The organism is Paraburkholderia graminis C4D1M (assembly GCF_000172415.1).
Lineage (GTDB): Bacteria > Pseudomonadota > Gammaproteobacteria > Burkholderiales > Burkholderiaceae > Paraburkholderia > Paraburkholderia graminis.
Map to the genome: position 1 here is coordinate 25385 of NZ_ABLD01000031.1, position 23246 is coordinate 48630.

Genomic DNA, 23246 nt, shown 5'->3' on the forward strand with positions numbered 1-23246 from the left:
GTGTTCCCCTGCCTGGTTACAGCGCCGCGACGGCCATCTGCCGCGCACAGCGTTCTTCATGCATTGCGATAGCGGCGTCGATCTGCCGCAAATACGTGCGCTCGTCGAGCAGAGCCTGGCGCGCCTCATCGGGTGTCGTCGGAATGAAGCGCACGGCCGCGTTCAGGCGCACCTGCGCGAGCTTCCACAAGTCGGCCTGGATCACCGCGCCGATCTTCGGATAGCCGCCGGTCGTCTGCGCATCGCTCATCAGCACGATCGGCTGGCCGTTCGGCGGCACCTGGATCGTGCCGGGCAGCACCGCGTGCGACAGCAGATCGGCCTTCTCTTTGCGCTTTAGCTCGCTGCCGGCGAGCCGGTAGCCCATGCGATTGCTGTTCGGCGTGACGAGCCACTCGTCGGACCAGAACGACTCGTGCGCTTCGTCGGCGAAGCTGTCGTATTCCGGGCCGCGCAGCACGCGAATCGGCACGGCCCAGGGCACGCCCGTCGGATGACGGCCGCGCCGCAGCGGTTCGTCGACGAGCACGAACTTGCACCACGCGGGCGCCTTCACGCCGAATTCCGGCGCTTCCGGCGAGAAGCCGACCTGGCCGCGCTGCGGCGGCGCGCCGAGCGGCACGCGGTCGCCGTCGCGCAGTGCCCGGCCGCCGAGGCCGCCGAAGCGGCCGGTGAGGTCCGTGCTGCGCGAACCGAGCATCGGCAAGACGTCGATGCCGCCCGCGATGCACACGTAGCCGCGCATGCCGCGCTTCGCCGCGTTCAGCACGAGTTCCTGCCCGGCTTTGACCGGCAGACTCCACCACGAGTAGACCGGCTTGCCGTCGAGCGTCGCGCCGAATTCCGTCCCGGTGATGGCGACGCGCGTCGCGCGAAGAAAACGCAGCACGGTCGGGCCGAAGGTGATTTCGAGGCCGGCCGCGTCGGGCCGGTTGCCGACCAGCCGGTTGCCGACTTCCAGCGACAAGCGGTCGAGCGCCCCGCCCATCGCGACGCCGAGATGCCGGTAGCCGTGACGGCCGAGGTCCTGAATGGTGGTCAAAAGACCTGCGCGAATCACGTCGATCATGCGTGTATCCCCGCGATGGTGAAGCGCACCCGGTCGCCCGGCTGCAACAGCGTGGGCGGGCGGCGTGCGGGATCGAAGAGCGGCAGTTCGGTGCGGCCGATCAACTGCCAGCCGCCAGGCGACGTCGCCGGATAAATGCCCGTCTGCTCTCCGCCGATGCCGACCGAACCCGCCGGCACCTCGAGCCGCGGCGACGCGCGGCGCGGCGTATGCAGCGCCGCTTCGAGGCCGCCCATGTAGGCGAAGCCCGGCTGGAAGCCGAGGAAAAACACCACGTATTGACCGCCCGAATGCCGCTCGATCACTTCCCGCGTGCTCAGCCCGGTGTGGTTCGCGACGGCGGCCAGATCGGGGCCGAACTCGCCGCCGTACTGAACCGGAATGTCGACGTCGCGGCCCGCAGCCGGCGCCTGGCCGGCTGCGTCCCAGGCTTGCTGCAAGCGCTCCGCGAGCGCCTCGCGATCGGCTTCCAGCGGATCGAACACCAGGGTCAGGTTGTTCATGCCCGGCACGACTTCCAGCACATGCGGCCAGTCGCGCGCGAGTTCGGCCGCCGCCCACACGCGACGCTGGCAGTCGAGCGTCGCGGGCGGGGGCGCCTCGCAGACCAGCGCGGCGTCGCCGAGCGGAAAGATTTTGGGTTGGCTCATGGCTTGAAGACCCGGAGAAGTCGAAGAGTTCTGCATTGCGCACCGTCGGGAAAAACGCGGCAGGACCGTTGCGCGATGTCTGGAGCGTACATTGTCAATAAAATATCAACAATTTATCAATAAGAGTTTTCGCCAGGCTCGCCGCCGCACGCTCGTCGTCGTACACTCCCGACAACTCTTGACCCTTCTTCACACCGATTCCCGAGAAACACACATGTCGCGGCATCCCACCAAGATCGTCTCGTCGGAACATCTCGTGTCCGACACGAGCGCGGAGCTGTCCGAGCTCGAGTACGCGCTCATCATGGCCGGCAACGCATTCAACCGATGGATGGTGCGCTGCATGTCGGCGGCCGGGGAAAAGGACATGACGGCCATCGAGGTCTCGCTGCTGCATCACGTGAGTCATCGCGAGCGACGCAAGAAGCTGGCCGACATCTGCTTCGTGCTGAACATCGAGGACACGCACGTTGCGACCTACGCGCTGAAGAAGCTCGTAGCTAGAGGGTATGTAAAAAGCGAAAAGACCGGCAAGGAAGTGTTTTTTTCCGCGACCGACGCGGGCCGCGCGCTCTGCCTGAAGTACCGCGAAGTGCGCGAGAGCTGCCTGATTTCGACGCTGAAGGAAAGCGGCCTCACCAACGAACAGATCGGCGAGGCGGCGCAGTTGATGCGCAATGCGTCCGGCATGTACGACACGGCCGCGCGCGCGGCAGCGTCGTTATAAAGACGAGGCGGCGGCGCGTCGTCGTTGAAGGTAAGCGAAGCTCGAACGGGTGCGTGCTGTTGTCTGCGCCTCGAGCCATTTCTCGCTGTGCCTAACGCCTAACCCGCGGCCCGCGCGTGCAGCCCGCTTTCGGTGACGATCATATCGAGCGGAATGTCGTGAGCTTCGCGCTCGAGCGCCGCCGTGCGGCACGCCTCGTATCCGACGCCCACCGTGATCGGCTTCGTCGCGCCGGGCCAGCCGGCGAGCGTGCGGTCGTAATAGCCGCCGCCGTAACCGAGCCGGTAGCCGTCGGCATCGAAACCCACGCAGGGCACGAGCAATAGCTCGGGAATCACCAGTCGTTCGGTCGCGGGTTCAGCGATCTTGTGATGGCCGATCTTCATCGGCGTATCCGGCGACCATGCGTGAAACTCGAGCGGCACGCCGCGTTCCCTGATGATCGGCAGACTGGCCTCGCGCGCCGAGCCGCCCGCGAGCCAGATCGAGATCGCTGCGCGCGCATCGAATTCGCCCGCGAGCGGCCAGTAAAACCCGACGCTTCGCACGTCGAAATGCTTCAGCGCGTCGAGCACGCGGCGCGCGAGCGCGGCGTTGTTAGCCGGCTCGGAAGCCGCTTGCAGCCTTGTTTCCAATAGCGTCCGGCGCAGTGTCTTTTTCGATTCCGCCGAAGGGTTGCATGCTATGCTTGGGTTCAATTCGCGCTCCAGAAACAACGATGTCAAAAAGTCTTTATCGAGTATATCGCGCGGCCGGTATGGCGCTTGCCGCAGCCGCTCTCGTCGCATGTAGCACCGCGTCAGCCGTCAAGCCTCTTCCCATTTCGCAGCTCACCAACGACGACCAGATTTTCGTCCAGTTGCGCGAGGCTGCCCGCAATAACGACGCGGCGCGCGCGGCGCAGCTCGCGAGCATGATTCCGGGCTATCCGGCGCCTTCTTATCTGGAGTACTTCCAGATCAAGCCGCAGCTCTTCGATTCGGGCGGCCACGCGCGCGTCGACGCACCCGACGCGCCGGTGCTCGCGTTCCTGCAGAAGTACGACGGCCAGGCCATTGCCGACCGCATGCGCAACGACTACCTCACGGTGCTCGGCTCGCGCCACGACTGGCGCAACTTCGACCAGCAATACGCGCGCTTCGTGCTGAACGACGACACGCAGGTGAAGTGCTACGCGCTCGAATCGCGTGCGTCGCGCGGCGAGAATGTCGCGGACGCGGCGCGCGCGCTGCTCGTCGATCCGAAATGGTACGGCGACGGCTGCGTCGATCTGATCACGATCCTCGGCGTCAACAAGCAGTTCAGCACCGACGACGTCTGGCAGCAGATCCGTCTCGCCTACGAACAGAACTACACGAATACCGGCAGCAAGCTCGTCGACGCGCTCGGCAGCCAGGCGCCCGATCCCGTGCTGTTCGGCCAGGCCACCAGCACGCCGCCGCTGCTGCTTGCGCGCGGCGTCGGCGCCGATCCGCAATCGCATCAACTCGCGTTGCTCGCGATCACGCGCATGGCGCGCAACGATCCGGCCATGGCCGCGGCCACGTTTGCATCGGTGGCGCCTTCGCTGAATTCGCCGGAGCGGGCCATCGGCTGGGGCACGATTGCGTATCAGGCGGCGGCCAAGCAGATGCCGAGCGCCGCGGACTGGTATCGGCTGTCGGCCAACGCGCCGCTCTCGAATCCCGCCTACGAATGGCGCACGCGCACCGCGCTGCTCGCCGGAGACTGGAACATGGTGCGCTGGTCGATCGAACAGATGCCGGCCGCGCTGCGCAACCAGCCTTCGTGGACTTACTGGCATGGCCGCGCGCTCAAGCAGGCGGGCGACACGACCACGGCTAACCAGGAATTCGAGTCGATCTCGCAGGGCTTTAACTTCTACGGCCAACTCGCCGCGGAAGAACTCGGCCAGAAGATCGCGGTGCCGCCAAAAACCTCAGTCACCGATTCCGAAATCCAGCAGGCCGGCAATACGCCGGGCTTCGATCTCGCGCAGCGCTTCTACGCGCTGAATCTGCGGCTCGAAGGCAATCGCGAATGGAACTGGCCGCTGCGCAACATGAGCGACCGTCAGTTGCTGGCCGCCGCCGAATACGCGCGCCGTATCCAGTTGTACGACCGCGCGGTGAACACGGCGGATCGCACGAAAACCGAACACGACTTCTCGCTGCGCTATCTGTCGCCGTTCCGCGACATTGTCGAGCGTGATGCGCAGTCGAACGGGCTGGACGTGGAATGGGCCTACGGGCTGATCCGCCAGGAATCGCGCTTCATCATGAATGCGCGCTCCGAAGTCGGCGCGAGCGGCCTGATGCAGTTGATGCCCGCCACCGCGCAACTGGTCGCGAAGAAGATCGGCCTCGGCCCGATTTCTCGCGAGCAGATGAACGACATCAATACAAACATTCTGCTCGGCACCAACTACCTGTCGATGATCTACAATCAGTTCGACGGTTCGGCCGTGCTGGCCACCGCGGGTTACAACGCCGGTCCGGGCCGTCCGCGCAACTGGCGGCAGACGTTGCAGCACCCGGTTGAAGGCGCGATCTTCGCCGAGGCGATTCCGTTCCAGGAAACGCGCGACTACGTCAAGAATGTGTTGTCCAACACGGTCTACTACGCGGCATTGTTCGAAGGCCGTCCGCAATCGCTGAAGGCGCGTCTGGGTTACATCGCACCGTAAGCGCCGTGCCGCCGCTGCCTCGCTGCAATTGCGAGGCGGCGGTGCGCCACGCCAGCCGTTGCCGCGGCTTCCACCAGGGAGTCGAAAATGCGACATAAAGCCATTGCGATCATCGGCGGTTCCGGGTTTATCGGAAGCCATCTCGTCAACGCCCTCGTTGAAATGGGCAAGGACGTGCGCATCGCCACACGGCGGCGTTACAACGCGCGCCATCTCACGCTGCTGCCCATCGACGTGATCGAAACCGATGTGTTCGATCCGGTCCAACTCGCGCGTTTTGTCGAAGGCGCAGACGGCGTGATCAATCTCGTCGGCACGCTGCATGGCAAACGCCGCACGCCGTAGGGTCCCGAGTTCGCGCGCGCGCACGTCGAATTGCCCACCAAGATCGCGGCGGCTTGCGAAGGCAAGGGCGTGCATCGGCTGATTCATTTGAGCGCGCTCGGCGCCGATTCGAACGGTCGGAGCATGTACGCGCGCTCGAAGGGCGACGGCGAGAAAGCGGTGCACGCGGCGAATCTCGCGTGGACGGTGTTCCGGCCTTCCGTCGTGTTCGGCGCGGAAGACCAGTTCCTCAACAAGTTCGCGTTCTTGCAGCGCATCTTTCCGGTGATTCCGCTCGCCATGCCGGACGCGAAGTTCCAGCCGGTTTATGTCGGCGATGTCGCCAAGGCGATCGTCAACGTGCTCGACCTCGATGCGGCCAACGGCAAGACCTACGAACTCGGCGGCCCGAGCGTCTATACGCTCGAAGAGCTCGTCAGATATTGCGGCGACGTGATCGGCCGGCATGCCAGCATCATCCGTCTGCCCGAAGCGCTCGCGCGCATGCAGGCCATGACGTTCGAGTTGGCGCCGGGCGAACCGGTCATCACGCGCGACAATCTCGATTCGATGAAACAGGACAACGTGCTAAGCCGCCCGCTCGCACCCGAGCTGGGCCTGGAGCCGGCCAGCATCGAAACGATCGCGCCGGTGTATCTGACCGGCGCGTCGGCACGTTCGCGTTTCGACACGTTCCGCGCGAGCGCGGGCCGCTGACTTTTTCTCTACTTCTCATACGAACCCGCATGAAGCTGCTTATTGGTGACAAGAACTATTCGTCATGGTCGATGCGGCCGTGGCTGCTGTTCAGGCATTTCGGCATCGCATTCGACGAAGTGCTGATCCATCTGAATCAGCCCGGCACCAATGCCGCGGTGCTTGAGCAGGCGCCTAACGGTCCGGGCAAGATTCCCTGTCTGATCGACGACGCGGGTCTTGCCGTGTGGGACTCGCTCGCCATCGCCGAAACGCTCGCCGAGCGCTTTCCTCAGCACGCGCTGTGGCCGCGCGATGCGGCGGCGCGCGCGCATGCTCGCAGCGTTAGCGCGGAGATGCATTCGGGCTTCGGCGAACTGCGCTCGAATATGTGGATGAACATTCGCGCGTCGTTTGCCGGCAAGAACGCGACGCCGGGCGTGCTGGCCGACATCGCGCGTATCGAGGCGATCTGGCGTGACTGCCTCGATACCTATGGCGGTCCGTTCCTGTTCGGCGAGTTCAGCATTGCCGACGCGATGTATGCGCCGGTGGCCATGCGCTTCAGGACGTGGCAGCCGCCGTTGTCCGAGACGTCGCTGGCTTATGTTCGCCGGCTGAGCGCACAGCCCGCAGTGAAAGCCTGGATCGACGACGCGTTGAGCGAGACGCACACCATCGCGTATCTAGACGAATGCCCATGAATATCTATGCAGTAGGCGGCGCGATTCGCGACGAATTGCTGGGCGTGCCGGTGCAGGACCGCGATTACGTGGTGGTCGGCGCGACACCCGAGCAGATGATCGCGCAGGGTTACCGTCCGGTGGGCAAGGACTTTCCTGTGTTCCTGCATCCGCAGACGCATGAGGAGTACGCGCTCGCGCGAACCGAGCGCAAGACCGCGGCCGGTTATCACGGCTTCCAGTTTTTCTATGCGCCCGACGTGACGCTCGAGGAAGACCTCGCGCGCCGCGATCTCACCATCAACGCGATGGCACGCGAAGTGCGCCCCGACGGCGAGCTGACCGGGCCGGTCATCGATCCGTTCGGCGGTCAGCGCGATCTCGAGGCGAAACTTTTTCGCCACGTCAGCGACGCGTTTCTCGAAGACCCCGTGCGCATCCTGCGAATCGCGCGCTTTGCCGCGCGTTTCGCCGATTTCAGCGTCGCGCCCGAGACGCTCGCGCTGATGCGCAAGATGGTCGCCGACGGCGAAGTGGATGCGCTCGTCGCCGAACGCGTGTGGCAGGAGGTGTCGCGTGGTCTGATGGAAAAGAAGCCGTCGCGCATGTTCGACGTGCTGCGCGAGTGCGGCGCGTTGGCGCGCATTCTGCCGGAAATCGATGCGCTATTCGGCGTGCCGCAGCGCGCCGACTATCACCCCGAGGTCGACACGGGCGTGCACGTCATGATGGTGCTCGATCACGCCGCGCAGCAGGGTTATGCGCTGCCCGTGCGGTTCGCCGCGCTCACGCACGACCTCGGCAAAGCCACTACGCCTGAAGACATCCTGCCCCGGCATCTCGGCCACGAAGGGCGCAGCGTGGATCTGCTCAAGCCGCTGTGCGAGCGCCTGCGCGTGCCGAACGAATGCCGCGATCTCGCATTGCTGGTGGCGCGCGAGCACGGCAACATTCATCGCGTGATGGAAATGGGCGCGGCTGCGCTCGTGCGCCTGCTCGAGCGCAGCGACGCGATTCGCAAGCCGTCGCGTTTCGCTGAAGCCTTGCAGGCTTGCGAAGCCGACGCGCGCGGACGGCTCGGTTTCGAGGCGCGCGACTATCCGCAGGCCGAGCGCTTGAGAGTCGCGCTCGTCGCGGCGCGCGGCGTGGATGCGGGTGCGGTCGCGAAGCAACTCGCCGATGCGCCGGCCGGCATCAAGGACGCGGTGCATCAGGAGCGTGTGCGGGCGGTGGCCGCGGCGCTGGAGTGAAACGCTCGATGCACGGGTCGCCGTTGCCTGTCAGCGCAAACCGCGTTCGAGAAACCGCAGCTACAAGAGCCGCGCGATAAACGACAGCAGCATCGACAGCAACAGCGTGGACATGAACGGGAAATGATATTCGCGTCCGAAAAGACGCACGGTCACGTCGCCGGGCATGCGTCCAATGCCGAGCTTGCGAAGCCACGGCCAGCAGGCCGACAGCACCGCAAGAGCGACGAACGTGGTCAGCAGCCAGCGGATCATGACGTGTATCCCGGCGTCACAACGTATGCGACCGGTCGCCGCTTGCAAACGCCTGCAGCGTGTCTTCGAGTCCGCGCGAGAACGCGATCACCTTGAAGAGCTCGCCCATCTCGGCCTCCGACAACAGCTTCTGGACCGCATTCGCCGCGGGCAGAAAGCGCGCGGTGTCGGCGGGATCGATTTCCGAAAGCGCATCCGTAATGCCCGCATTCAGCAGAAAGCGGGCTTGCGATGTGAACCCCAGCAGGTCCGCGCCGGTCTCGACGCCCGCTTCGGCGATGCCGGTGAATTCCACGTGCGCGGTAATGTCCTGCAAGCCCGGATAAACAAACGGATCGCCGTGCGCGCGATGCCGGTAGTGGCACATCAGCGTGCCTTGCGCGCGCTGCGCATGGTAGTACTCGTGACGCGGGAAACCATAGTCGATGAAAAACGCCGCGCCGCGCGCGAGCATCGTGCAGATGGTCCGCGTGAAGGCACGCGCGGCGTCGTGCGTCTCCGCGACGTAGTCGCCGCCGCCGGTGTCGATTTCCGAGAGCAGCGCCGTATCCGCCGACGCGGACACTTCACGGTCTTCGAATGCGAACCAGCCGTCGCGCCAGACGACGCCGCGTTCGCGCCACGCGCCGTCGACGGAAGCGAACAGCCGCACCGGCATCGCGTCCAGCACCTCGTTGCCGATCACCACGCCTTCGAAGCGCTCGGGCAACGCGTCGAGCCAGCGCACTTTGGCGGCGAGCGCGGGCGCCGCGGCTGCGATGGTTTCGCGCTGACGCTCGCGCAATTCGCCGGAAAGGTCGACGATCGAATAGCTGTCGAACTCGGCGCCGAGTGCAGCCAGTGCGTTGAGCAGGCCGGCCGCGAGTTTGCCGGTGCCCGCGCCGAACTCCATCACGTCGCGCGTGCCGCTTGCCTGCAACGCTTCGGCGATGGGCCGCGCAAGCGTGGCCGCGAAGAGCGGCGACAGTTCGGGCGCCGTGACGAAGTCGCTGCCGTCGTCGCCGCGCAGCCCGAATTTGCGGGCGCCGCCGCTGTAGTAGCCGAGTCCGGGCGCGTACAGCGCGCGCGCCATGTAGCGGTCGAACGGCAACCAGCCGCCGGCGTCGTCGATGTCCGCGCGAATCCGGGCGACGAGCGCTTCTGACTGCGCGAGCGCGCTTGGGCCGGGAGCAGGTAAACTATCGGGTTGGTGAGCTTTCGGATTCATCCCCGCATTGTAAATGACCGCTTCCACGGACACTGCCGGCGCCCGCGCGCCTGAAACGCCGCGCGTCGTGCTGATTACCGGCGCCGCGCGCCGCATCGGACGCGCGCTCGCGCTTGGCTTTGCCGCGCGCGGCTGGGACGTGGCGGTCCACTACGGCGCCTCGCGGCACGAAGCCGAAGAGGTGGTCGCGGAAATCGTCGGCATGGGCCGCCGGGCGGTGGCCTTGCACGCCGAACTGGGCGATGAGGCCCAAGTCACGGGCCTGTTGCCGGCCTGCATCGCCGCGCTCGGCCGGCCGGCGTGCATCGTGAACAACGCCTCGCGCTTCGAGGAAGACACCGCGCTCGACGTCGGCTATGAACTGCTGCTGAAGCTGACCGCGATGAACCTCGGCGCGCCGCTCGTGCTCGCGCGCATGCTGTACGACGCGACGCCGCAGCCGCGCTGACGGACGAAACGCAGCGCAGCGTGGTCATCAACGTGCTGGATCAGAAGCTGTACAACATGAACCCGGACTACCTGTCCTATACGCTGTCGAAGGCGGCGTTGCAGACCGCCACGGTCGCGCTTGCGCAGGCGTTGGCGCCGAAGGTGCGGGTGGTCGGGCTCGCGCCGGGCCTCACGATGCAATCCGCCGATCAGACGCCGGAAAGCTTTGCGGCGGCTCACACGGTTACGCCGTTGGGTCGCGCGTCGCGGCCCGAAGATGTCGTCGCCGCCGCGCTGTATCTCGCGGATGCAAGCGGCGTCACAGGAACGACGCTGGTTGTCGACGGCGGGCAGCACCTCGTGCCGCTGCCGCGCGACGTGATGTTTTTGACGGGCGCCTGAAGCACCGCTTGCGCCCCCTTGCGTGCCACGCACGCTTTTTTGGACTGGAACGAACATGTTTGCCGCTCTTTCGCATCCCCGGCTTGCCGATTGCCGCCGGCTCTTTCTGCGCAATTACGAAGTGCACATCAACATCGGCGTGCACGACTTCGAAAAGCGCGGCGAACAGCGCGTGGTGATCAACGTCGAACTGTTCGTGCCGCTCGCGCTGTCCACGCCGGTTGAAGACAAGCTGGCCGAAGTCGTCGACTACGACTTCATGCGATCCACCATTTCGCGCCGCGTCGAGCAAGGTCATATTCATCTGCAGGAAACGCTGTGCGACGATCTGGTGAAGACCATGCTCGAGCATCCGCAAGTGCGGGCCGCGCGCGTGTCCACCGAAAAGCCCGATGTGTATCCCGACTGCGACGCGGTGGGCGTCGAAGTATTCCGAATCAAAGAGGACTGAGCCATGAACGCTCCCGAAATCATGGACGCCGCCGCGCCCGCCGCTCGCGAAAAGTCGCCGCTCACGCGCCGCGAGCAGAAAGAGGCGTACGAGAACAACAAGCTCTTCAAGCGGCTCGCGCGCCTGGTGGGCCAGGCGATCGGCGACTTCAACATGATCGAGAACGGCGACAAGGTGATGGTGTGCCTGTCGGGCGGCAAGGACAGCTACGCGATGCTCGACGTGCTGATGCGCCTGCGCGAGCGCGCGCCGATCAACTTCGACATCGTCGCGGTCAACCTCGATCAGAAGCAGCCCGGCTTTCCCGAACACGTGCTGCCCGAGTATCTGAAGCAACTGGACATTCCGTTTCATATCGAGAATCAGGACACCTACAGCATCGTCAAGCGGCTGGTGCCCGAGGGCAAGACCACGTGCTCGCTGTGCTCGCGGCTGCGGCGCGGCATTCTGTACCGCGTGGCGGGCGAACTCGGCGCGACCAAGATCGCGCTCGGCCATCATCGCGACGACATTCTGCAAACGCTGCTGCTCAACATGTTTTACGGCGGCAAGCTGAAGGGCATGCCGCCCAAGCTGCAATCGGACGACGGCAAGAACATCGTGATCCGTCCGCTCGCTTACGTGAAGGAAACCGATCTGGAAAAGTACGCCGAGCTGCGTGAATTCCCGATCATTCCGTGCAATCTGTGCGGCAGTCAGCCGAACCTGAAGCGTGCGGAAATGAAGGCGCTGATTCGCGATTGGGAGAAGCGCTTTCCGGGCCGCATCGAGAACATGTTCAATGCGTTGACGAACGTCGTGCCGTCGCATCTGATGGATCACAAGCTGTTTCCGTTTGCGGATTTGCGCGCGACCGGCGAGGCCGACCCGCAAGGCGACATCGCATTCGACGAAGAACCGTGTTCGACCGATGCGAGTGACGGTGCGCCGCTCGGTGCGGCGCGGCCTATCTCCATTGTCCAGTTCGACGATCTGTGACCGGAAGTCCCGCATAAAAGGCGCTTCTTCACTTACTTTCGCTTGCAATGTGGCCGCTTTCGCGGCCATTTTCGCGAGAGGGTGCGTGATAGAATCGTCGGCTCCAAACTAGTCTATATGCCGACGCCATGAACATCGTGATTTTGGCGGCAGGCACCGGTAAGCGCATGCGTTCCGCGCTGCCCAAGGTGCTCCATCCCCTGGCCGGCCGGCCGCTCCTCGCTCATGTCATCGACACTGCCCGCACGCTGAAGCCCACGCGCCTCGTCGTGGTAATCGGCCACGGCGCCGAGGCGGTTCGCGATGCGGTCGCCGCGCCCGACGTCCAGTTCGCCGTGCAGGAGCAACAGCTCGGCACTGGCCACGCGGTGCAGCAGGCGTTGCCGCTTCTCGATCCTTCGGTGCCTACGCTCGTGCTGTATGGCGACGTGCCGCTCACGCGCGCCAGCACCTTGCAGGCGCTTGTCGAGCGCGCGGGCGAGGGTGCAGGCGAGGGCACAGGTGGCGGCGCTTATGGCGTGCTCACCGTGAAGCTCGCGGACCCGAGCGGCTACGGCCGCATCGTGCGCGATCCGCAAGGCAATGTGTCGCGCATCGTCGAACAGAAAGATGCGAGCGCCGATCAGCTTCTCATCGACGAGATCAACACCGGCATCGTCGTTGCGCCGACCGGCCCGCTGTCGGGCTGGCTCGCCGCGCTGAAGAACGATAACGCGCAAGGCGAGTTCTATCTGACCGACGCCGTGGAACTGGCGATCGAAGCGGGTCTCGACGTCGTCACCACGCAGCCGCAGGACGAGTGGGAAACGCTCGGCGTGAACAGCAAGCAGCAGCTTGCCGAACTCGAGCGGATTCACCAGCGCAATACGGCGGATGCGTTGCTCGTGGCCGGCGTGACGCTGGCCGACCCGGCGCGAGTGGATGTGCGCGGTACGCTCGAATGCGGCCGCGATGTGTCCATCGACGTGAATTGCGTATTCGAAGGCCGCGTCACGCTTGCCGATAACGTGACGATCGGACCGAACTGCGTGATCCGTAACGCGAGCATTGGCGCAGGCACGCGGGTCGATGCGTTCACGCATATCGAAGGCGCGGAAGTCGGCGCGCACGTCGTGCTCGGACCGTATGCGCGGCTGCGCCCAGGCGCGTCGCTGAAGGACGAATCGCACGTCGGCAACTTCGTCGAAGTGAAGAACGCGGTGCTCGGCCACGGCTCGAAGGCGAATCACCTCACCTATATCGGCGACTCGGATATTGGCGCACGCGTGAATATTGGTGCGGGCACCATCACCTGCAATTACGACGGCGCGAACAAGTTCCGCACGATCATCGAAGACGACGTGTTCGTCGGCTCCGACACGCAACTCGTTGCGCCGGTGCGCGTGAAGCGCGGCGCGACAATCGCGGCGGGCACGACGGTCTGGAAGGACGTCGAAGCGGACGCGCTCGTGCTGAACGACAAGACGCAAACCAGCAAGACGGGCTATGTACGCCCGACCAAAAAGAAGAATTGACGAAGAGCGTGGGCGCCGCGATTCGCGCCTTCGCACATTCCAGCACTGAATAGGAACAAGACCATGTGCGGCATTGTCGGCGCGGCAGCGCAACGTAATATCGTCCCCGTCCTGATCGAAGGACTGCGGCGGCTCGAATACCGCGGCTACGATTCGTGCGGCGTCGCGGTCCTGGGCGAAAGCGGCCCGGCGCGCGCGCGCAGCGTGGCGCGCGTCGCCGATCTGGACGAGCAGGTGCGCGAGAGCCAACTCGGCGGCATTACCGGTATTGCGCATACGCGCTGGGCGACGCACGGCGCGCCCGTGACCGACAATGCCCATCCGATCTTCTCGAAAGATGCGCTGGCGTTGGTACACAACGGCATCATCGAGAATTACGAGTCGCTGCGGGAGATGCTGCGCGGCAAGGGTTACACGTTTGTCTCGCAGACCGACACAGAGGTTATCGCGCATCTGATTCACAGCCTGTATCGCGGCGATCTGTTCGCGGCCGTGCGCGAGGCCGTCGGGCAACTGCACGGCGCTTATGCGATCGCGGTGCTGCATAAAGACCAGCCGCATACGGTGGTCGGCGCGCGCCAGGGTTCGCCGCTCGTGGTCGGGCTCGGCGACGGCGAGAACTTCCTCGCGTCCGACGCGCTCGCGCTCGCGGGCAGCACCGAGCGCTTCATTTTCCTGGAAGAAGGCGACGTCTGCGAGTTGACGCTCGAAGGCGTGCGGATCGCGGATCGCGAGGGCAACGAAGCGCTGCGCGAAGTGCGTCAGGTCGCGGCGTACGGCGGCGCGGTCGAGCTCGGCCCGTATCGCCACTTCATGCAGAAAGAGATTTTCGAGCAGCCGCGCGCGATCTCGGACACGATTCCGCCGTCCGATTCGTTCGACGCGTCGCTGTTCGGCGAGGGCGCCGGCAAGGTGTTCGCGGACATCGACAATCTGCTGATCCTCGCGTGCGGCACGAGCTACTACTCGGGGCTCACGGCGAAGTACTGGCTCGAGTCGATCGCGAAGATTCCGACGCAAGTCGAAATTGCCAGCGAGTATCGCTATCGCGAGTCGGTGCCGAATCCGAAGTCGCTCGTCGTGGTGATCTCGCAGTCGGGCGAAACCGCGGATACGCTCGCGGCGCTCAAGCATGCGCAGACGCTTGGGCATCGGCATACGCTGGCGGTGTGCAACGTCGGCACGAGCGCGATGGTGCGTCAGACCGAGCTCGCGTTCCTCACGCATGCGGGCCGCGAAATCGGCGTCGCGTCGACGAAGGCATTCACTACTCAGCTCGTCGCGCTATTCGTGCTGGCCGTCACGCTTGCGAAGCTGCGCGGGCGCGTGAGCCCAGAGCAGGAGGCCGAATACTTCAGGCAACTGCGCCATCTGCCGGCTGCGCTCAATAGCGTGCTGGCGTTGGAGCCGCAAATCATCGCGTGGTCGGAGGAATTTTCGCGCAAGGAACATGCACTGTTTCTCGGACGCGGCATGCATTATCCGATCGCGCTGGAAGGCGCGCTGAAGCTAAAGGAGATTTCCTACATTCACGCGGAAGCTTATCCCGCTGGCGAGTTGAAGCACGGACCGCTCGCGCTCGTGACCGAGGCGATGCCGGTGGTCACCGTCGCGCCGAACGACGCGTTGCTGGAGAAGCTGAAGTCAAACATTCAGGAGGTGCGTGCGCGCGGCGGCCAGCTCTACGTGTTCGCCGACGCGGACACGAAGATCGTCAACGACGAAGGTCTGCATGTGATTCGCATGCCTGAACACTATGGTGTGCTTTCGCCGATCCTGCATGTGGTGCCGCTGCAGTTGCTCGCGTATCACACGGCTTGCGCGCGTGGCACGGATGTCGATAAGCCGCGGAATCTGGCGAAGTCGGTGACGGTGGAGTGAGGGTGGGGGAGCGTTGCGGGTCTGTCTGAGTAGCGCATCCAGCAAAAAGCGCCGGCTAGCCGGCGCTTTTTTATTGCAACTTTCGTTTATGCAACCGCGGCCATGCACCGCGCGGCACCTGTGCCACACGTGCCGCTTATGCGTCTCACAACTCCGGCCGCGCGAGGTCGCTCGTGACGATGTGCTCGCCGTAGACCTGTGCCGCGGCGACCGCTTCGAGCTTCGTCGGGTACGGCCCGAGTTCGGGCGCGCCGTCGAACGGGAACAGCACGCGGCCGTCCGTGGTTCGGACGACCTTCAACACGCCGAAGAAGCGTCGATAGCCCACCAGCCTGGACGTCGTCGATATGTCGAAATCGTCCTCTGACGCGGCGGGGACGCTCGGGATAAATGCGGTCTTGCTCATACAGAAGACGTCTCGGGTTTGATAAGCCTGCGATTGCCGCGGACGGATGGCCGTCCACGGCGCGAACGTCATTGTCTCAAATCCGCGGGAACGGGGCGGTTTAGCTTATGCGCCGATCGTTGCGATAGGCCCGACTGATTCGCTGGTTTGCAACTAACGGACCAAATGTCTGCGTCCACAAACGGCGGGGACAAGCAGTGACGGGGCGCTGCGAGCCTCGCCATGCACGGCTCGCGCGCGCCGGCACTTTGCTTTGCATCCGCATTCAATTCAAGAGATGCCAATTTTTTAGGCAAGGTTATAATGCGCAGACTTTTCCTCAGACCTTTCCCATGAGCCGGTTACTCTGCCTGATTCTGCTGTCGCTTGGCCTCGTGCAATCCGCGATGGCCGAGGAAAATGGCGACCGCGTGTCCGCCTATCTGACGCAGAAATTCGGGCTCGCCAAGGAAAAGGCCGAGAAAATATCCGATGCGGTTCAATCGGCGGCATCCAGATATTCGTTGCCGCCGGCGCTGCTGCTCGCGATTATCTCGATCGAATCCCGCTTCAAGGAAAAGGCCAAGGGCGCCAACGGCGCAACCGGACTGATGCAGGTGGTGCCGAGCGCGCATCGCGGGCTTCTGAGGAACGTGAAGGATCTCACCGAACCGACGGCGAACATCGAGGTCGGCTCGGCGATTCTGTACGGCTACATGCGCTCGGCCAACGGCGACATGAACGCCGCGCTCAAGAGCTACGGCGGCTCGCAAGCCTACGCGCAGAAAGTCAGCTTGCGCGCCGGCGACTTTGCGGGCGTGGCCACGCCGCAAGACTCCATCAAAAATCTCAACGCGAAGACCGATGCGTGCGACGCTCACGCGACGGGCCGTTGCTCGCCTGCGCCCGGCAACGCGAGTAATGGAGGCGCTGTCGCTCCGGCTAACGCGGCGGGTGCTACTACGGCGGCGGCTAATGTCGGTGCAAGTGGGGCGGTAGCGTCGGCGGGACTTGCCGCGGTGGCGAATTAATCGGCAGCGCTTGTTTGCGTTCCTTCGCTGCTGTGCAGGGCGGAGCGTCGTCAAGGTAGCCCTGGCGGCACCTGCGGCCCTAGCGGCAGTCCCAGCGGCACTCATTCAGTGCTGCCATCTTCACCATCCCCCCATCCACCAGACACCGACAGACGGCCGCCACTCGCGCACCGTCGGCTTCGCTGCACGCTTTTTACGCACAAGCGTCAACCGCTCTACAATGCATTTCCCTCGCGGTTTGTCCGCATGTACGCAGCGCTTTTTAGATTGACCATGTCCACCTCGCTTTTCAAAACCACCGTGGCCTCGCTGTGCGGCCTGATGCTGCTCGCCGCTTGCAGCAGCGCCCCCACGCCGAAATTCCAGCAGGAGTTGTTCGAAACCGGCGCGAGTCCGTACGCGCGCAATTTCAATTCGAGCGTGACCGACACCTGCGAAGCCGCGCGCCGCGCGCTGCTGAGCCAGGGCTATCTGACGACGATGACGCGCAACGATACCGTCGACGGCACCAAGAACTTTCAGCCGTCCGGCGATACGCATGTGGTCGTGGAATTTCACGTCGTGTGCACGCCGGGCGAGGAGGCGAGCAGTACGAGCATCGTCTACGTGAACGCGGTGCAGAACGGCTTTGCGTTGAAGAAGAGCGATACGTCGGCGAGCGTTGGCTTGAGCGTGCTCGGGTCGCTGTCGCTGCCGATCCGCTCGAACAGCGACGCGATGGTGAAGATCTCCAGCGAGACCATTCCGTCCGGCAAGTTCTACGACCGTTTCTTTGGTCTCGTCGATCATTATCTGCAGACGGTCGTGCGCACCCAGCCGGTGGTCAACGACCGCATCGAGATGCATCTGTTGCCGATGCCGGTCGAGGCAGCGCCGCCCGCATCTGCGTCGATGTCTGCGCCGATGTCCGCGCCGGTGTCCGAAACGCCGGAGCTGATCGGCAAGGCCGCCTCCGTCCAACCGGCGAGCGAAGCCGGCACGCTTCGCTGACTCTTCATTGATTCTTCACTGACTCCTCACCACTGCCTCGCCGCTGAACGCAGCGCGCTTCGCTTGCAAAAGCGGCGCGCGGCGGCAGTTCTCCTATGTCGTTTACTTCCTTCGTATACATACGTAGTAGTAGTTAACAAGGGTTAGCCCGCTCTGTGGATAACCGCTGATTCTTCCGTTACATCAAGGTAATGGGAATTCGATAACCCTGCGGGACGACTCTGTAGAAAAACTACGAAGCCGGGATAAGTTTGGGGCGGCCGGCAGCGAAGTCGGTCTTATCAAGATTTCGCGCACAGCCTGTTCCATGCACTGTCCCGAGGTTATGCAAAGGCTCGTGTGGATAACTCGTAGTTAGCGCCGCGTTCGGCGCGCGGTTGTCTTTCGTCTGCCGTTTGCTCGCGAGCGTACAGACCGCTTACAGCGCGAAGCGCACATTGAACGTGGCGGTACGAAGCTTGCGACTCTCTTTTTGCAAGCGTGAGTGTTGCTATTTCGTCAAAAAGCTTTGGCAATGCCCGATCGAGGCATAGAGTTAAAGTGTTTTCTGAAGTTCTTGGTGCGGTGCGGGGGTGTGGAATGAAGCGCAGAACAGCACGACAGTTGGTCCGTCTTCTCTCGGATATCAGACATGCTACCCATTGCAGCACGCTGCGGGCGGCGGCGACGAACCGGGATATGGCGCTTGCATCGGCCGAGCGGGACGAAGCCTCGCGCGACAGTCAATCCAGCGACGATACCGACACCACCCGCGAAGCCCCGGAAAACAAGCCGGCGAGGAGCGGATCATGAGAGCCGCGAGCGAACAGTCGTTGCGTTTCCTCGTCGATAAATGGCTCGCGCCGGCGCCTTCGGCGGCGGTCCACGTCACCGAATTCAGCCGCACGCGCGTCGGCGGCCGACGCTATGTGCGCGTCGAGACTTCCGCGGTTGACGCCGCTACCGGCTCGCGCGGACTCTTCTTCTTTCGCCACGACGACGGCTGCTGGTGCGTCTTCCCTCCGACGGCCGACTCCCCGCATCTCTATACGCATCCGCGAGCCGCTTGAGCGGTCGTCGCTGCGGCACTCGGTCGTACCACTTGCGCTTGCGCGCGCTCAAGTAAAACGCACACCGATTCGCCCCACTACAACCCGACGCACCGCGTGACAGGTCACCGTCCCCTCGCGCGATAATCGCGCGAACACGCCACTGCTTCGGGCACAATTGCGCGCAATCAACTGCATTCGGTGATCCGCCGCATGCCCCGCATTTCGCGCGGGCGGCGCTGGCGGCATGGCGAAGGTCGCATCGCCACATTAGCGGGCGAAAATCTCAGGCAACCGATGGACGACAAAGACTGGATCGCCGGCGCCGCGAAGGCATTGGCGATCATCGAGGCATTCGACGAAGAGCACGCGCGCATGACGCCCACGGCAGTAGCCGGCCGCGCCGGCTTGTCGCGCACGGCGGCGCGCCGCTATCTGCTGACGCTGCGCGAACTCGGCTACGTCGACACGGACGGCAAGCTGTTCTGGCTCGCGCCGCGTGTGCTGCGGCTCGGGCAGTCGTATCTCGACTCCGCGCGCTTGCCGCGCACGGTCCAGCCCTTCCTGCAACGGATCACGGCGACGCTTCAGGAAACGGCGCTCGTCGCGATTCTCGACGAACACGATGTCGTCTACGTCGCCCGCAACGGCGTGAATCGGGCGATGGCGGTCGGCTTCGTGCTCGGCTCGCGCGCGCCGGCGCCTTTGTCGTCGGCGGGATTGGTGTTGCTGGCGTTTCAGGCGCCCGAGAGCATCGAGCAATGGCTCGCGTCGTATCCGATCAAGGTGTTCACGCCGCACACGTATGCCACCATCGAACGGCTGCGCGAAGTGCTCGGCGAAATCCGGCGCAACGGCTACGTGGTGACCGATCAGCAACTCGAACTCGGGGTGCGCGGCGTCGCGGTGCCCTTGCGCGACCGGCATGGCACGGTCGTCGCGGCGATCAGCGTGAGCATGCCGATCGGTGAAGAATCGGCGAACGCCGCGCTGCACCGCGTTCTGCCGACGCTGCTCGAGACCGCGAGCCTGCTGCGCAACCTCGTCTGACGGCGGGCCAGGGAATCTCCCTGGTATCGCGCGCTTATGGGTGAAAGCGTCTCGAAAGCGAGCTGTCTCCAGGAAAATACATATCGGGTTTTGCGCATGACAAACTCCCTACGCCAGGTAATACTCTCCCGCGGGGAGCGGCAGGGCGCCTGAGTCCTGCGTGCTTCGCCGTGCAGCTATTTCATTCACACTGACTCAGTCGTTAGGTTTGGGGAACAACACATGAAAAAAGTTATCGTCTCGCTCGCAGCTGCATCGATCGCGCTGGTCTCGGTTCAAGCTTTCGCACAAGCATCGGACGCAGCCGCTCCGGCCGCTGCAGCTAGCGCACCGAAGAAGCACCACGTCAAGAAGCTGAAGTCGCACGGCAAGCGCGCTCCGGTCGCTGCAGCGGCATCGGCCGCCGGCACGAACGACAAGGGCACGCAGAACTAAGCAGGCGCCCGTTCGCCAGGCAGCGCTGCTTCGCTCGTTGTACGCGCCGCTAGTGCGGCGCTCGTCAGCCGGATTGAATGCAGTCGCCAAGCAAAAAGGCCAGAGCTCGTGCTCTGGCCTTTTTGTATTTGCGCTCCGTTCGGGAGAGGGCGGCGCCGTTTCCAACGCAAAACGTCGTCAACCCACGTCTTAAAGCAGGCGCGCATGCCGCGCCCGCGTCCGCGGCACTCAGCCCGCGAGCCCGCGCTTGATCACTTCGCTCAGCAGTCCCGTCATGCCTTCCGGATGCTCGGCGGCGCGCTCCTTCAATTCGGCGACCAGATCGCTATTCAGCTTGCACGCGAACGGAACGAGGCCCTGCGCCTGATCCAGCTTGCGCTGCTCGCGGCGATCGGGTGCCGGCGCCGCGGCGGCTTTGCCGAAGCGCTCGGCGGTGGACTGCTTCATTGCGTTGTTGAGCTTGAGTGCCTTGTTTTTTTCAAGGTCGGTCTTTTTCATCGCCATACGTCAGGCCTCTGCCAGATAAGTAATCCCGCATTGTACGCACCGTGCGTGGCGCCGCGCGAACGAACGGCCTATGTATGCGTCTCACGGCACGACGCCGGGCGCGCTTGCATCGCGAGCGTCGGACGCGTCGCGACCGTTGGGAGCTTCAGATTGGGCCGGCGTCGCCGCCACGCTGTCCATCAGCGCGCGCATTCGTTGCCAGTGCGTGCCTTCCCAGAACACGCGACGGCACACGTCGCAGGTGACAAACTGGTTATGCCGCTCCAATACGCCGTCGGGCGCGCGGTCGCCGACTTCATCGCGCGGGATGCGCCTTAGCGGCGCGTTGCACATCAGGCATAGTCGGAACGGCTGGGCGCTGCCTGCGAGATCCAGCCGTTCGAACACTTCGCGCAATTGCTCGCGCGGCCTGAGCGTGCGGACATAGCAGCCGTGCGTGATGGTGCGGCGTTTCAACAACTCGCGGTCGCGGGTGAGGACGATGCGGTCTTCCGCGGCGGCGAGCGCCTCGATGCGGGCGTCGGGAAAGTTGTTGTCGTAGAGCGTGTCGAAGCCGGCCAGGCGCAGCAGCGGCGCGAGCCCGCCAAGATGCGCATCGGCGATGAAGCGAACCACGCGCAGCGGCCGTTCGCGCACGCGCAGCAGCGGACGGATGTCGAGCGCTTCGAACTTCGGATAGACGGCGACGCGGTCGCCGTCCGCGAGCGGGTGATTGAAACCGACGGACTCGCCGTTCACCAGGATCAGTTCGACTTCGGTATGCGGCACGCCGAGCGATTCGATCGCGTGCTTGGTGGTGGCGTCACGCGCGCATGCGTAGGCGAACGGGCGCCGGCGCAGCGGCCGGGCGAGAAAATCGTTCAGCTCCTCGTAGAAGCGGAAAGTCGCGGTGACCATCGTCGAAGTATCGCACTGCGCGCCGTTGCGTGCTTTTCCTGCATCTGTCGCGTGGCTGTGCTTTACTTCCACATCTTTAGAAGACGGAGCCACAGATGGACATCGGTTTTATCGGTCTCGGCGAGATGGGCGCCGCGATGGTTGCAAACATTCTGAAAGCGGGGCACCAGGTGCGCGTGTGGAACCGCTCGCCGGAACGCGCGCAAGCGCTCGCCGATGCAGGCGCACGGATCGTCGCCACGCCGGCCGAAGCGTTTGCCGGCGACGCGGTGTTCTCGATGCTCGCCGACGATGCCGCGCTGCGCGAAGTCGTGACGGCGTCGTTGCTCGAGCATGCGCCCCGCGGGCTGATTCACGTCAACATGGCGACGATTTCCGTTGCGCTCGCCGAGGAACTCGCGACCGCGCACGCATCGCGCGGTGTCGATTACGTCGCCGCTCCGGTGCTCGGCCGGCCTGACGTGGCCGCCGCCGGGAAGCTGACGATTGTGGCGGGCGGGCCGGCTGAGGCAATCGACCGCGTGCAGCCGGTGTTCGACGCGATCGGTCAGAAAACCTGGCGCATCGGCTCGCTGCCGCAACAGGCGAACGTGATCAAGCTGGCCGCGAACTTCATGCTCGGCGCGGCCGTCGAGACGCTCGGCGAAGCCGCTGCGCTCGTGTCCGGACATGGCCTCGCGATTCAGGATTTCCTCGACGTGATTACGAGCGGCATTTTTCCGGGACCGGTCTATGCCGGCTACGGCAAGATGATCGCCGAGAACAGCTACGAGCCGGCGCTCTTCAAGGCGCGTTTGGGACTGAAGGACTTGCGTCTCGCACTGGCCGCCGCCGACGCCGTCACGACGCCGCTGCCGATTGCGAGCGTCGTCCGCGACAGTCTGATCGAAGCGGTCGCGCATGGCGACGGTGAGAAGGATTTCGCGGTGCTGGGGCAAGTGGCGGCGCGGCGGGCCGGACGGTGATTTGATGGGCGGCTGGCGGCTTACCGGCCGCCTATGTCGCGGGCGACCGCGGCAACCACCCCATCCGCCAAACCCCCCGCCAACAGAAAATCCCCCTTCAAGCGATAATCTCCCCCCAATCCCCAACCAGCGGAAACATCATGAGTCTGCATACCTGGTGGCTTTTCGTCGCCACAGTTTTTGTCGTGTGCGCCATTCCCGGCCCGAACATGCTGCTCGTCATGACCGACGGTGCGCGGCACGGCCTGCGTCGCACGGGCGCGACGATGGCAGGCTGCCTGTCGGCGCTGGTGCTGATGCTGGCGGTGTCGGCGGCGGGGCTCGGCGTTTTTCTCGAAGCGTGGCCGACCCTCTTCGATGCGCTGCGTTTGATCGGCGCGGCCTATCTCGTGTATCTCGGCATCAAGGCATGGCGCGCGCCCGCTGACGAAGCCGCCGCGTCCGCTGCCGACGAACTGGCCGCGAAGCCCGCACGCTCGCGCCTCGCGCTGTTTCGCAACGGCTTTCTGGTGGCGGGCAGCAATCCGAAGGCGATTCTGTTTGCCGCCGCGCTGCTGCCGCAATTCATCGAAGCCTCGCTGCCCAAGCTGCCGCAGTTCGGCATTCTGGTCGCCACGTTCGCCGTGATCGAGGTGAGTTGGTATTTCGTGTACGCGGGATTCGGCACGCGCATCGGCAACCGGCTGAAGAGCCGCAGCGTCGCGCGAGTGTTCAATCGGCTGACGGGCGGCGTCTTCGTCGGCTTTGGCGCGATGA

The 23246-nt window shown here is 64.4% G+C and carries 23 protein-coding genes and 2 pseudogenes; 17 read left to right on the plus strand and 8 right to left on the minus strand.

Translation table 11 applies throughout. The features are described 5' to 3' along the window. Nucleotides 1-16: 16 nt before the first annotated feature. Both BGRAMDRAFT_RS29510 and pxpB read right to left on the minus strand, forming a co-directional pair. The gene (locus BGRAMDRAFT_RS29510) at nucleotides 17-1069 is read right to left on the minus strand and encodes a 5-oxoprolinase subunit C family protein (RefSeq protein WP_006052561.1); all 1053 of its coding nucleotides are present in this window, start codon (nucleotides 1067-1069) and stop codon (nucleotides 17-19) included. Further along, nucleotides 1066-1719: a 5-oxoprolinase subunit PxpB gene (gene pxpB, locus BGRAMDRAFT_RS29515; RefSeq protein WP_006052562.1), complete on the minus strand. Its 654-nt coding sequence runs from the start codon at nucleotides 1717-1719 to the stop codon at nucleotides 1066-1068. Before pxpB ends, BGRAMDRAFT_RS29510 begins: the two co-directional genes overlap by 4 nt. A gap of 214 nt (nucleotides 1720-1933) precedes the next feature. Between pxpB and BGRAMDRAFT_RS29520 the strand changes: the two genes are divergently transcribed. Further along, nucleotides 1934-2446: a winged helix DNA-binding protein gene (locus BGRAMDRAFT_RS29520; RefSeq protein ID WP_006052563.1), complete on the plus strand. Its 513-nt coding sequence runs from the start codon at nucleotides 1934-1936 to the stop codon at nucleotides 2444-2446. Between the two features lie 98 nt (nucleotides 2447-2544). On the opposite strand, the gene BGRAMDRAFT_RS29525 is transcribed toward BGRAMDRAFT_RS29520, so the two are convergent. After that, nucleotides 2545-3144, minus strand: a complete 600-nt coding sequence (locus BGRAMDRAFT_RS29525; RefSeq protein WP_006052564.1) for a 5-formyltetrahydrofolate cyclo-ligase — start codon at nucleotides 3142-3144, stop codon at nucleotides 2545-2547. Between the two features lie 20 nt (nucleotides 3145-3164). Between BGRAMDRAFT_RS29525 and BGRAMDRAFT_RS29530 the strand changes: the two genes are divergently transcribed. The 4 genes and pseudogenes from BGRAMDRAFT_RS29530 to BGRAMDRAFT_RS29545 all read left to right on the plus strand — a co-directional run bounded on the left by BGRAMDRAFT_RS29530 (nucleotide 3165) and on the right by BGRAMDRAFT_RS29545 (nucleotide 8085). Next, nucleotides 3165-5132 (plus strand): lytic transglycosylase domain-containing protein, encoded by a 1968-nt coding sequence (locus BGRAMDRAFT_RS29530; protein ID WP_029970915.1) that lies wholly within the window; start codon nucleotides 3165-3167, stop codon nucleotides 5130-5132. 87 nt (nucleotides 5133-5219) lie between these two features. Next, nucleotides 5220-6173: pseudogene (locus BGRAMDRAFT_RS29535) on the plus strand (complex I NDUFA9 subunit family protein). A 29-nt stretch (nucleotides 6174-6202) separates the two neighbouring features. Continuing rightward, nucleotides 6203-6856 (plus strand): glutathione S-transferase family protein, encoded by a 654-nt coding sequence (locus BGRAMDRAFT_RS29540; RefSeq protein WP_006052568.1) that lies wholly within the window; start codon nucleotides 6203-6205, stop codon nucleotides 6854-6856. Next, nucleotides 6853-8085, plus strand: coding sequence for a multifunctional CCA addition/repair protein (locus BGRAMDRAFT_RS29545; protein WP_006052569.1), 1233 nt, complete (start codon nucleotides 6853-6855; stop codon nucleotides 8083-8085). The genes BGRAMDRAFT_RS29540 and BGRAMDRAFT_RS29545 overlap by 4 nt, the downstream gene beginning before the upstream one ends. A gap of 60 nt (nucleotides 8086-8145) precedes the next feature. Here BGRAMDRAFT_RS29545 and BGRAMDRAFT_RS29550 read toward each other — a convergent pair whose 3' ends face one another. Together BGRAMDRAFT_RS29550 and BGRAMDRAFT_RS29555 are read right to left on the minus strand one after the other, a co-directional pair. Then, nucleotides 8146-8340, minus strand: coding sequence for a DUF2905 domain-containing protein (locus BGRAMDRAFT_RS29550; protein WP_006052570.1), 195 nt, complete (start codon nucleotides 8338-8340; stop codon nucleotides 8146-8148). 16 nt (nucleotides 8341-8356) lie between these two features. Next, complete coding sequence (locus BGRAMDRAFT_RS29555) at nucleotides 8357-9547, minus strand: class I SAM-dependent methyltransferase (RefSeq protein WP_006052571.1); 1191 nt, start codon at nucleotides 9545-9547, stop codon at nucleotides 8357-8359. A 13-nt stretch (nucleotides 9548-9560) separates the two neighbouring features. Here BGRAMDRAFT_RS29555 and BGRAMDRAFT_RS29560 point away from each other — a divergent pair. The 5 genes and pseudogenes from BGRAMDRAFT_RS29560 to glmS all read left to right on the plus strand — a co-directional run bounded on the left by BGRAMDRAFT_RS29560 (nucleotide 9561) and on the right by glmS (nucleotide 15202). Continuing rightward, nucleotides 9561-10378: pseudogene (locus BGRAMDRAFT_RS29560) on the plus strand (SDR family oxidoreductase). A 55-nt stretch (nucleotides 10379-10433) separates the two neighbouring features. After that, the gene (locus BGRAMDRAFT_RS29565) at nucleotides 10434-10829 is read left to right on the plus strand and encodes a dihydroneopterin aldolase (protein WP_006052574.1); all 396 of its coding nucleotides are present in this window, start codon (nucleotides 10434-10436) and stop codon (nucleotides 10827-10829) included. A gap of 3 nt (nucleotides 10830-10832) precedes the next feature. After that, on the plus strand, nucleotides 10833-11807 hold the full coding sequence (gene ttcA / locus BGRAMDRAFT_RS29570) for a tRNA 2-thiocytidine(32) synthetase TtcA (protein WP_006052575.1): 975 nt from the start codon (nucleotides 10833-10835) through the stop codon (nucleotides 11805-11807). Nucleotides 11808-11935: 128 nt separating this feature from the next. After that, nucleotides 11936-13321 carry a bifunctional UDP-N-acetylglucosamine diphosphorylase/glucosamine-1-phosphate N-acetyltransferase GlmU gene (gene glmU, locus BGRAMDRAFT_RS29575; protein ID WP_006052576.1) on the plus strand — a complete coding sequence of 462 codons (1386 nt, stop codon included), beginning with the start codon at nucleotides 11936-11938 and terminating at the stop codon, nucleotides 13319-13321. A gap of 63 nt (nucleotides 13322-13384) precedes the next feature. Then, complete coding sequence (gene glmS / locus BGRAMDRAFT_RS29580) at nucleotides 13385-15202, plus strand: glutamine--fructose-6-phosphate transaminase (isomerizing) (RefSeq protein ID WP_006052577.1); 1818 nt, start codon at nucleotides 13385-13387, stop codon at nucleotides 15200-15202. A gap of 145 nt (nucleotides 15203-15347) precedes the next feature. On the opposite strand, the gene BGRAMDRAFT_RS29585 is transcribed toward glmS, so the two are convergent. Next, nucleotides 15348-15608 carry a DUF6723 family protein gene (locus BGRAMDRAFT_RS29585; RefSeq protein ID WP_029970907.1) on the minus strand — a complete coding sequence of 87 codons (261 nt, stop codon included), beginning with the start codon at nucleotides 15606-15608 and terminating at the stop codon, nucleotides 15348-15350. 332 nt (nucleotides 15609-15940) lie between these two features. Between BGRAMDRAFT_RS29585 and BGRAMDRAFT_RS29590 the strand changes: the two genes are divergently transcribed. From BGRAMDRAFT_RS29590 to BGRAMDRAFT_RS29610, 5 genes are all read left to right on the plus strand, one after another. Further along, the gene (locus tag BGRAMDRAFT_RS29590) at nucleotides 15941-16618 is read left to right on the plus strand and encodes a transglycosylase SLT domain-containing protein (protein ID WP_006052579.1); all 678 of its coding nucleotides are present in this window, start codon (nucleotides 15941-15943) and stop codon (nucleotides 16616-16618) included. A 273-nt stretch (nucleotides 16619-16891) separates the two neighbouring features. Then, nucleotides 16892-17608: a DUF2242 domain-containing protein gene (locus BGRAMDRAFT_RS29595; RefSeq protein WP_044021965.1), complete on the plus strand. Its 717-nt coding sequence runs from the start codon at nucleotides 16892-16894 to the stop codon at nucleotides 17606-17608. 788 nt (nucleotides 17609-18396) lie between these two features. After that, on the plus strand, nucleotides 18397-18657 hold the full coding sequence (locus BGRAMDRAFT_RS29600) for a hypothetical protein (RefSeq protein WP_006052581.1): 261 nt from the start codon (nucleotides 18397-18399) through the stop codon (nucleotides 18655-18657). Between the two features lie 276 nt (nucleotides 18658-18933). Beyond that, the gene (locus tag BGRAMDRAFT_RS29605; protein ID WP_006052582.1) at nucleotides 18934-19686 is read left to right on the plus strand and encodes an IclR family transcriptional regulator domain-containing protein; all 753 of its coding nucleotides are present in this window, start codon (nucleotides 18934-18936) and stop codon (nucleotides 19684-19686) included. A 222-nt stretch (nucleotides 19687-19908) separates the two neighbouring features. Continuing rightward, nucleotides 19909-20121, plus strand: a complete 213-nt coding sequence (locus BGRAMDRAFT_RS29610; RefSeq protein WP_006052583.1) for a hypothetical protein — start codon at nucleotides 19909-19911, stop codon at nucleotides 20119-20121. A 228-nt stretch (nucleotides 20122-20349) separates the two neighbouring features. Here the strand turns inward: BGRAMDRAFT_RS29610 and BGRAMDRAFT_RS29615 are convergent, their stop codons facing one another. Both BGRAMDRAFT_RS29615 and BGRAMDRAFT_RS29620 read right to left on the minus strand, forming a co-directional pair. Then, nucleotides 20350-20625, minus strand: a complete 276-nt coding sequence (locus tag BGRAMDRAFT_RS29615) for a hypothetical protein (RefSeq protein ID WP_006052584.1) — start codon at nucleotides 20623-20625, stop codon at nucleotides 20350-20352. An 84-nt stretch (nucleotides 20626-20709) separates the two neighbouring features. Further along, nucleotides 20710-21525: a Mut7-C RNAse domain-containing protein gene (locus tag BGRAMDRAFT_RS29620; protein ID WP_006052585.1), complete on the minus strand. Its 816-nt coding sequence runs from the start codon at nucleotides 21523-21525 to the stop codon at nucleotides 20710-20712. A gap of 95 nt (nucleotides 21526-21620) precedes the next feature. Here BGRAMDRAFT_RS29620 and BGRAMDRAFT_RS29625 point away from each other — a divergent pair, with 95 nt between their 5' ends. Both BGRAMDRAFT_RS29625 and BGRAMDRAFT_RS29630 read left to right on the plus strand, forming a co-directional pair. Then, nucleotides 21621-22490 (plus strand): NAD(P)-dependent oxidoreductase, encoded by an 870-nt coding sequence (locus BGRAMDRAFT_RS29625; protein ID WP_006052586.1) that lies wholly within the window; start codon nucleotides 21621-21623, stop codon nucleotides 22488-22490. Between the two features lie 140 nt (nucleotides 22491-22630). After that, nucleotides 22631-23246: LysE family translocator (locus BGRAMDRAFT_RS29630; protein WP_044021964.1), on the plus strand; the 616-nt coding region annotated here is incomplete at its 3' end.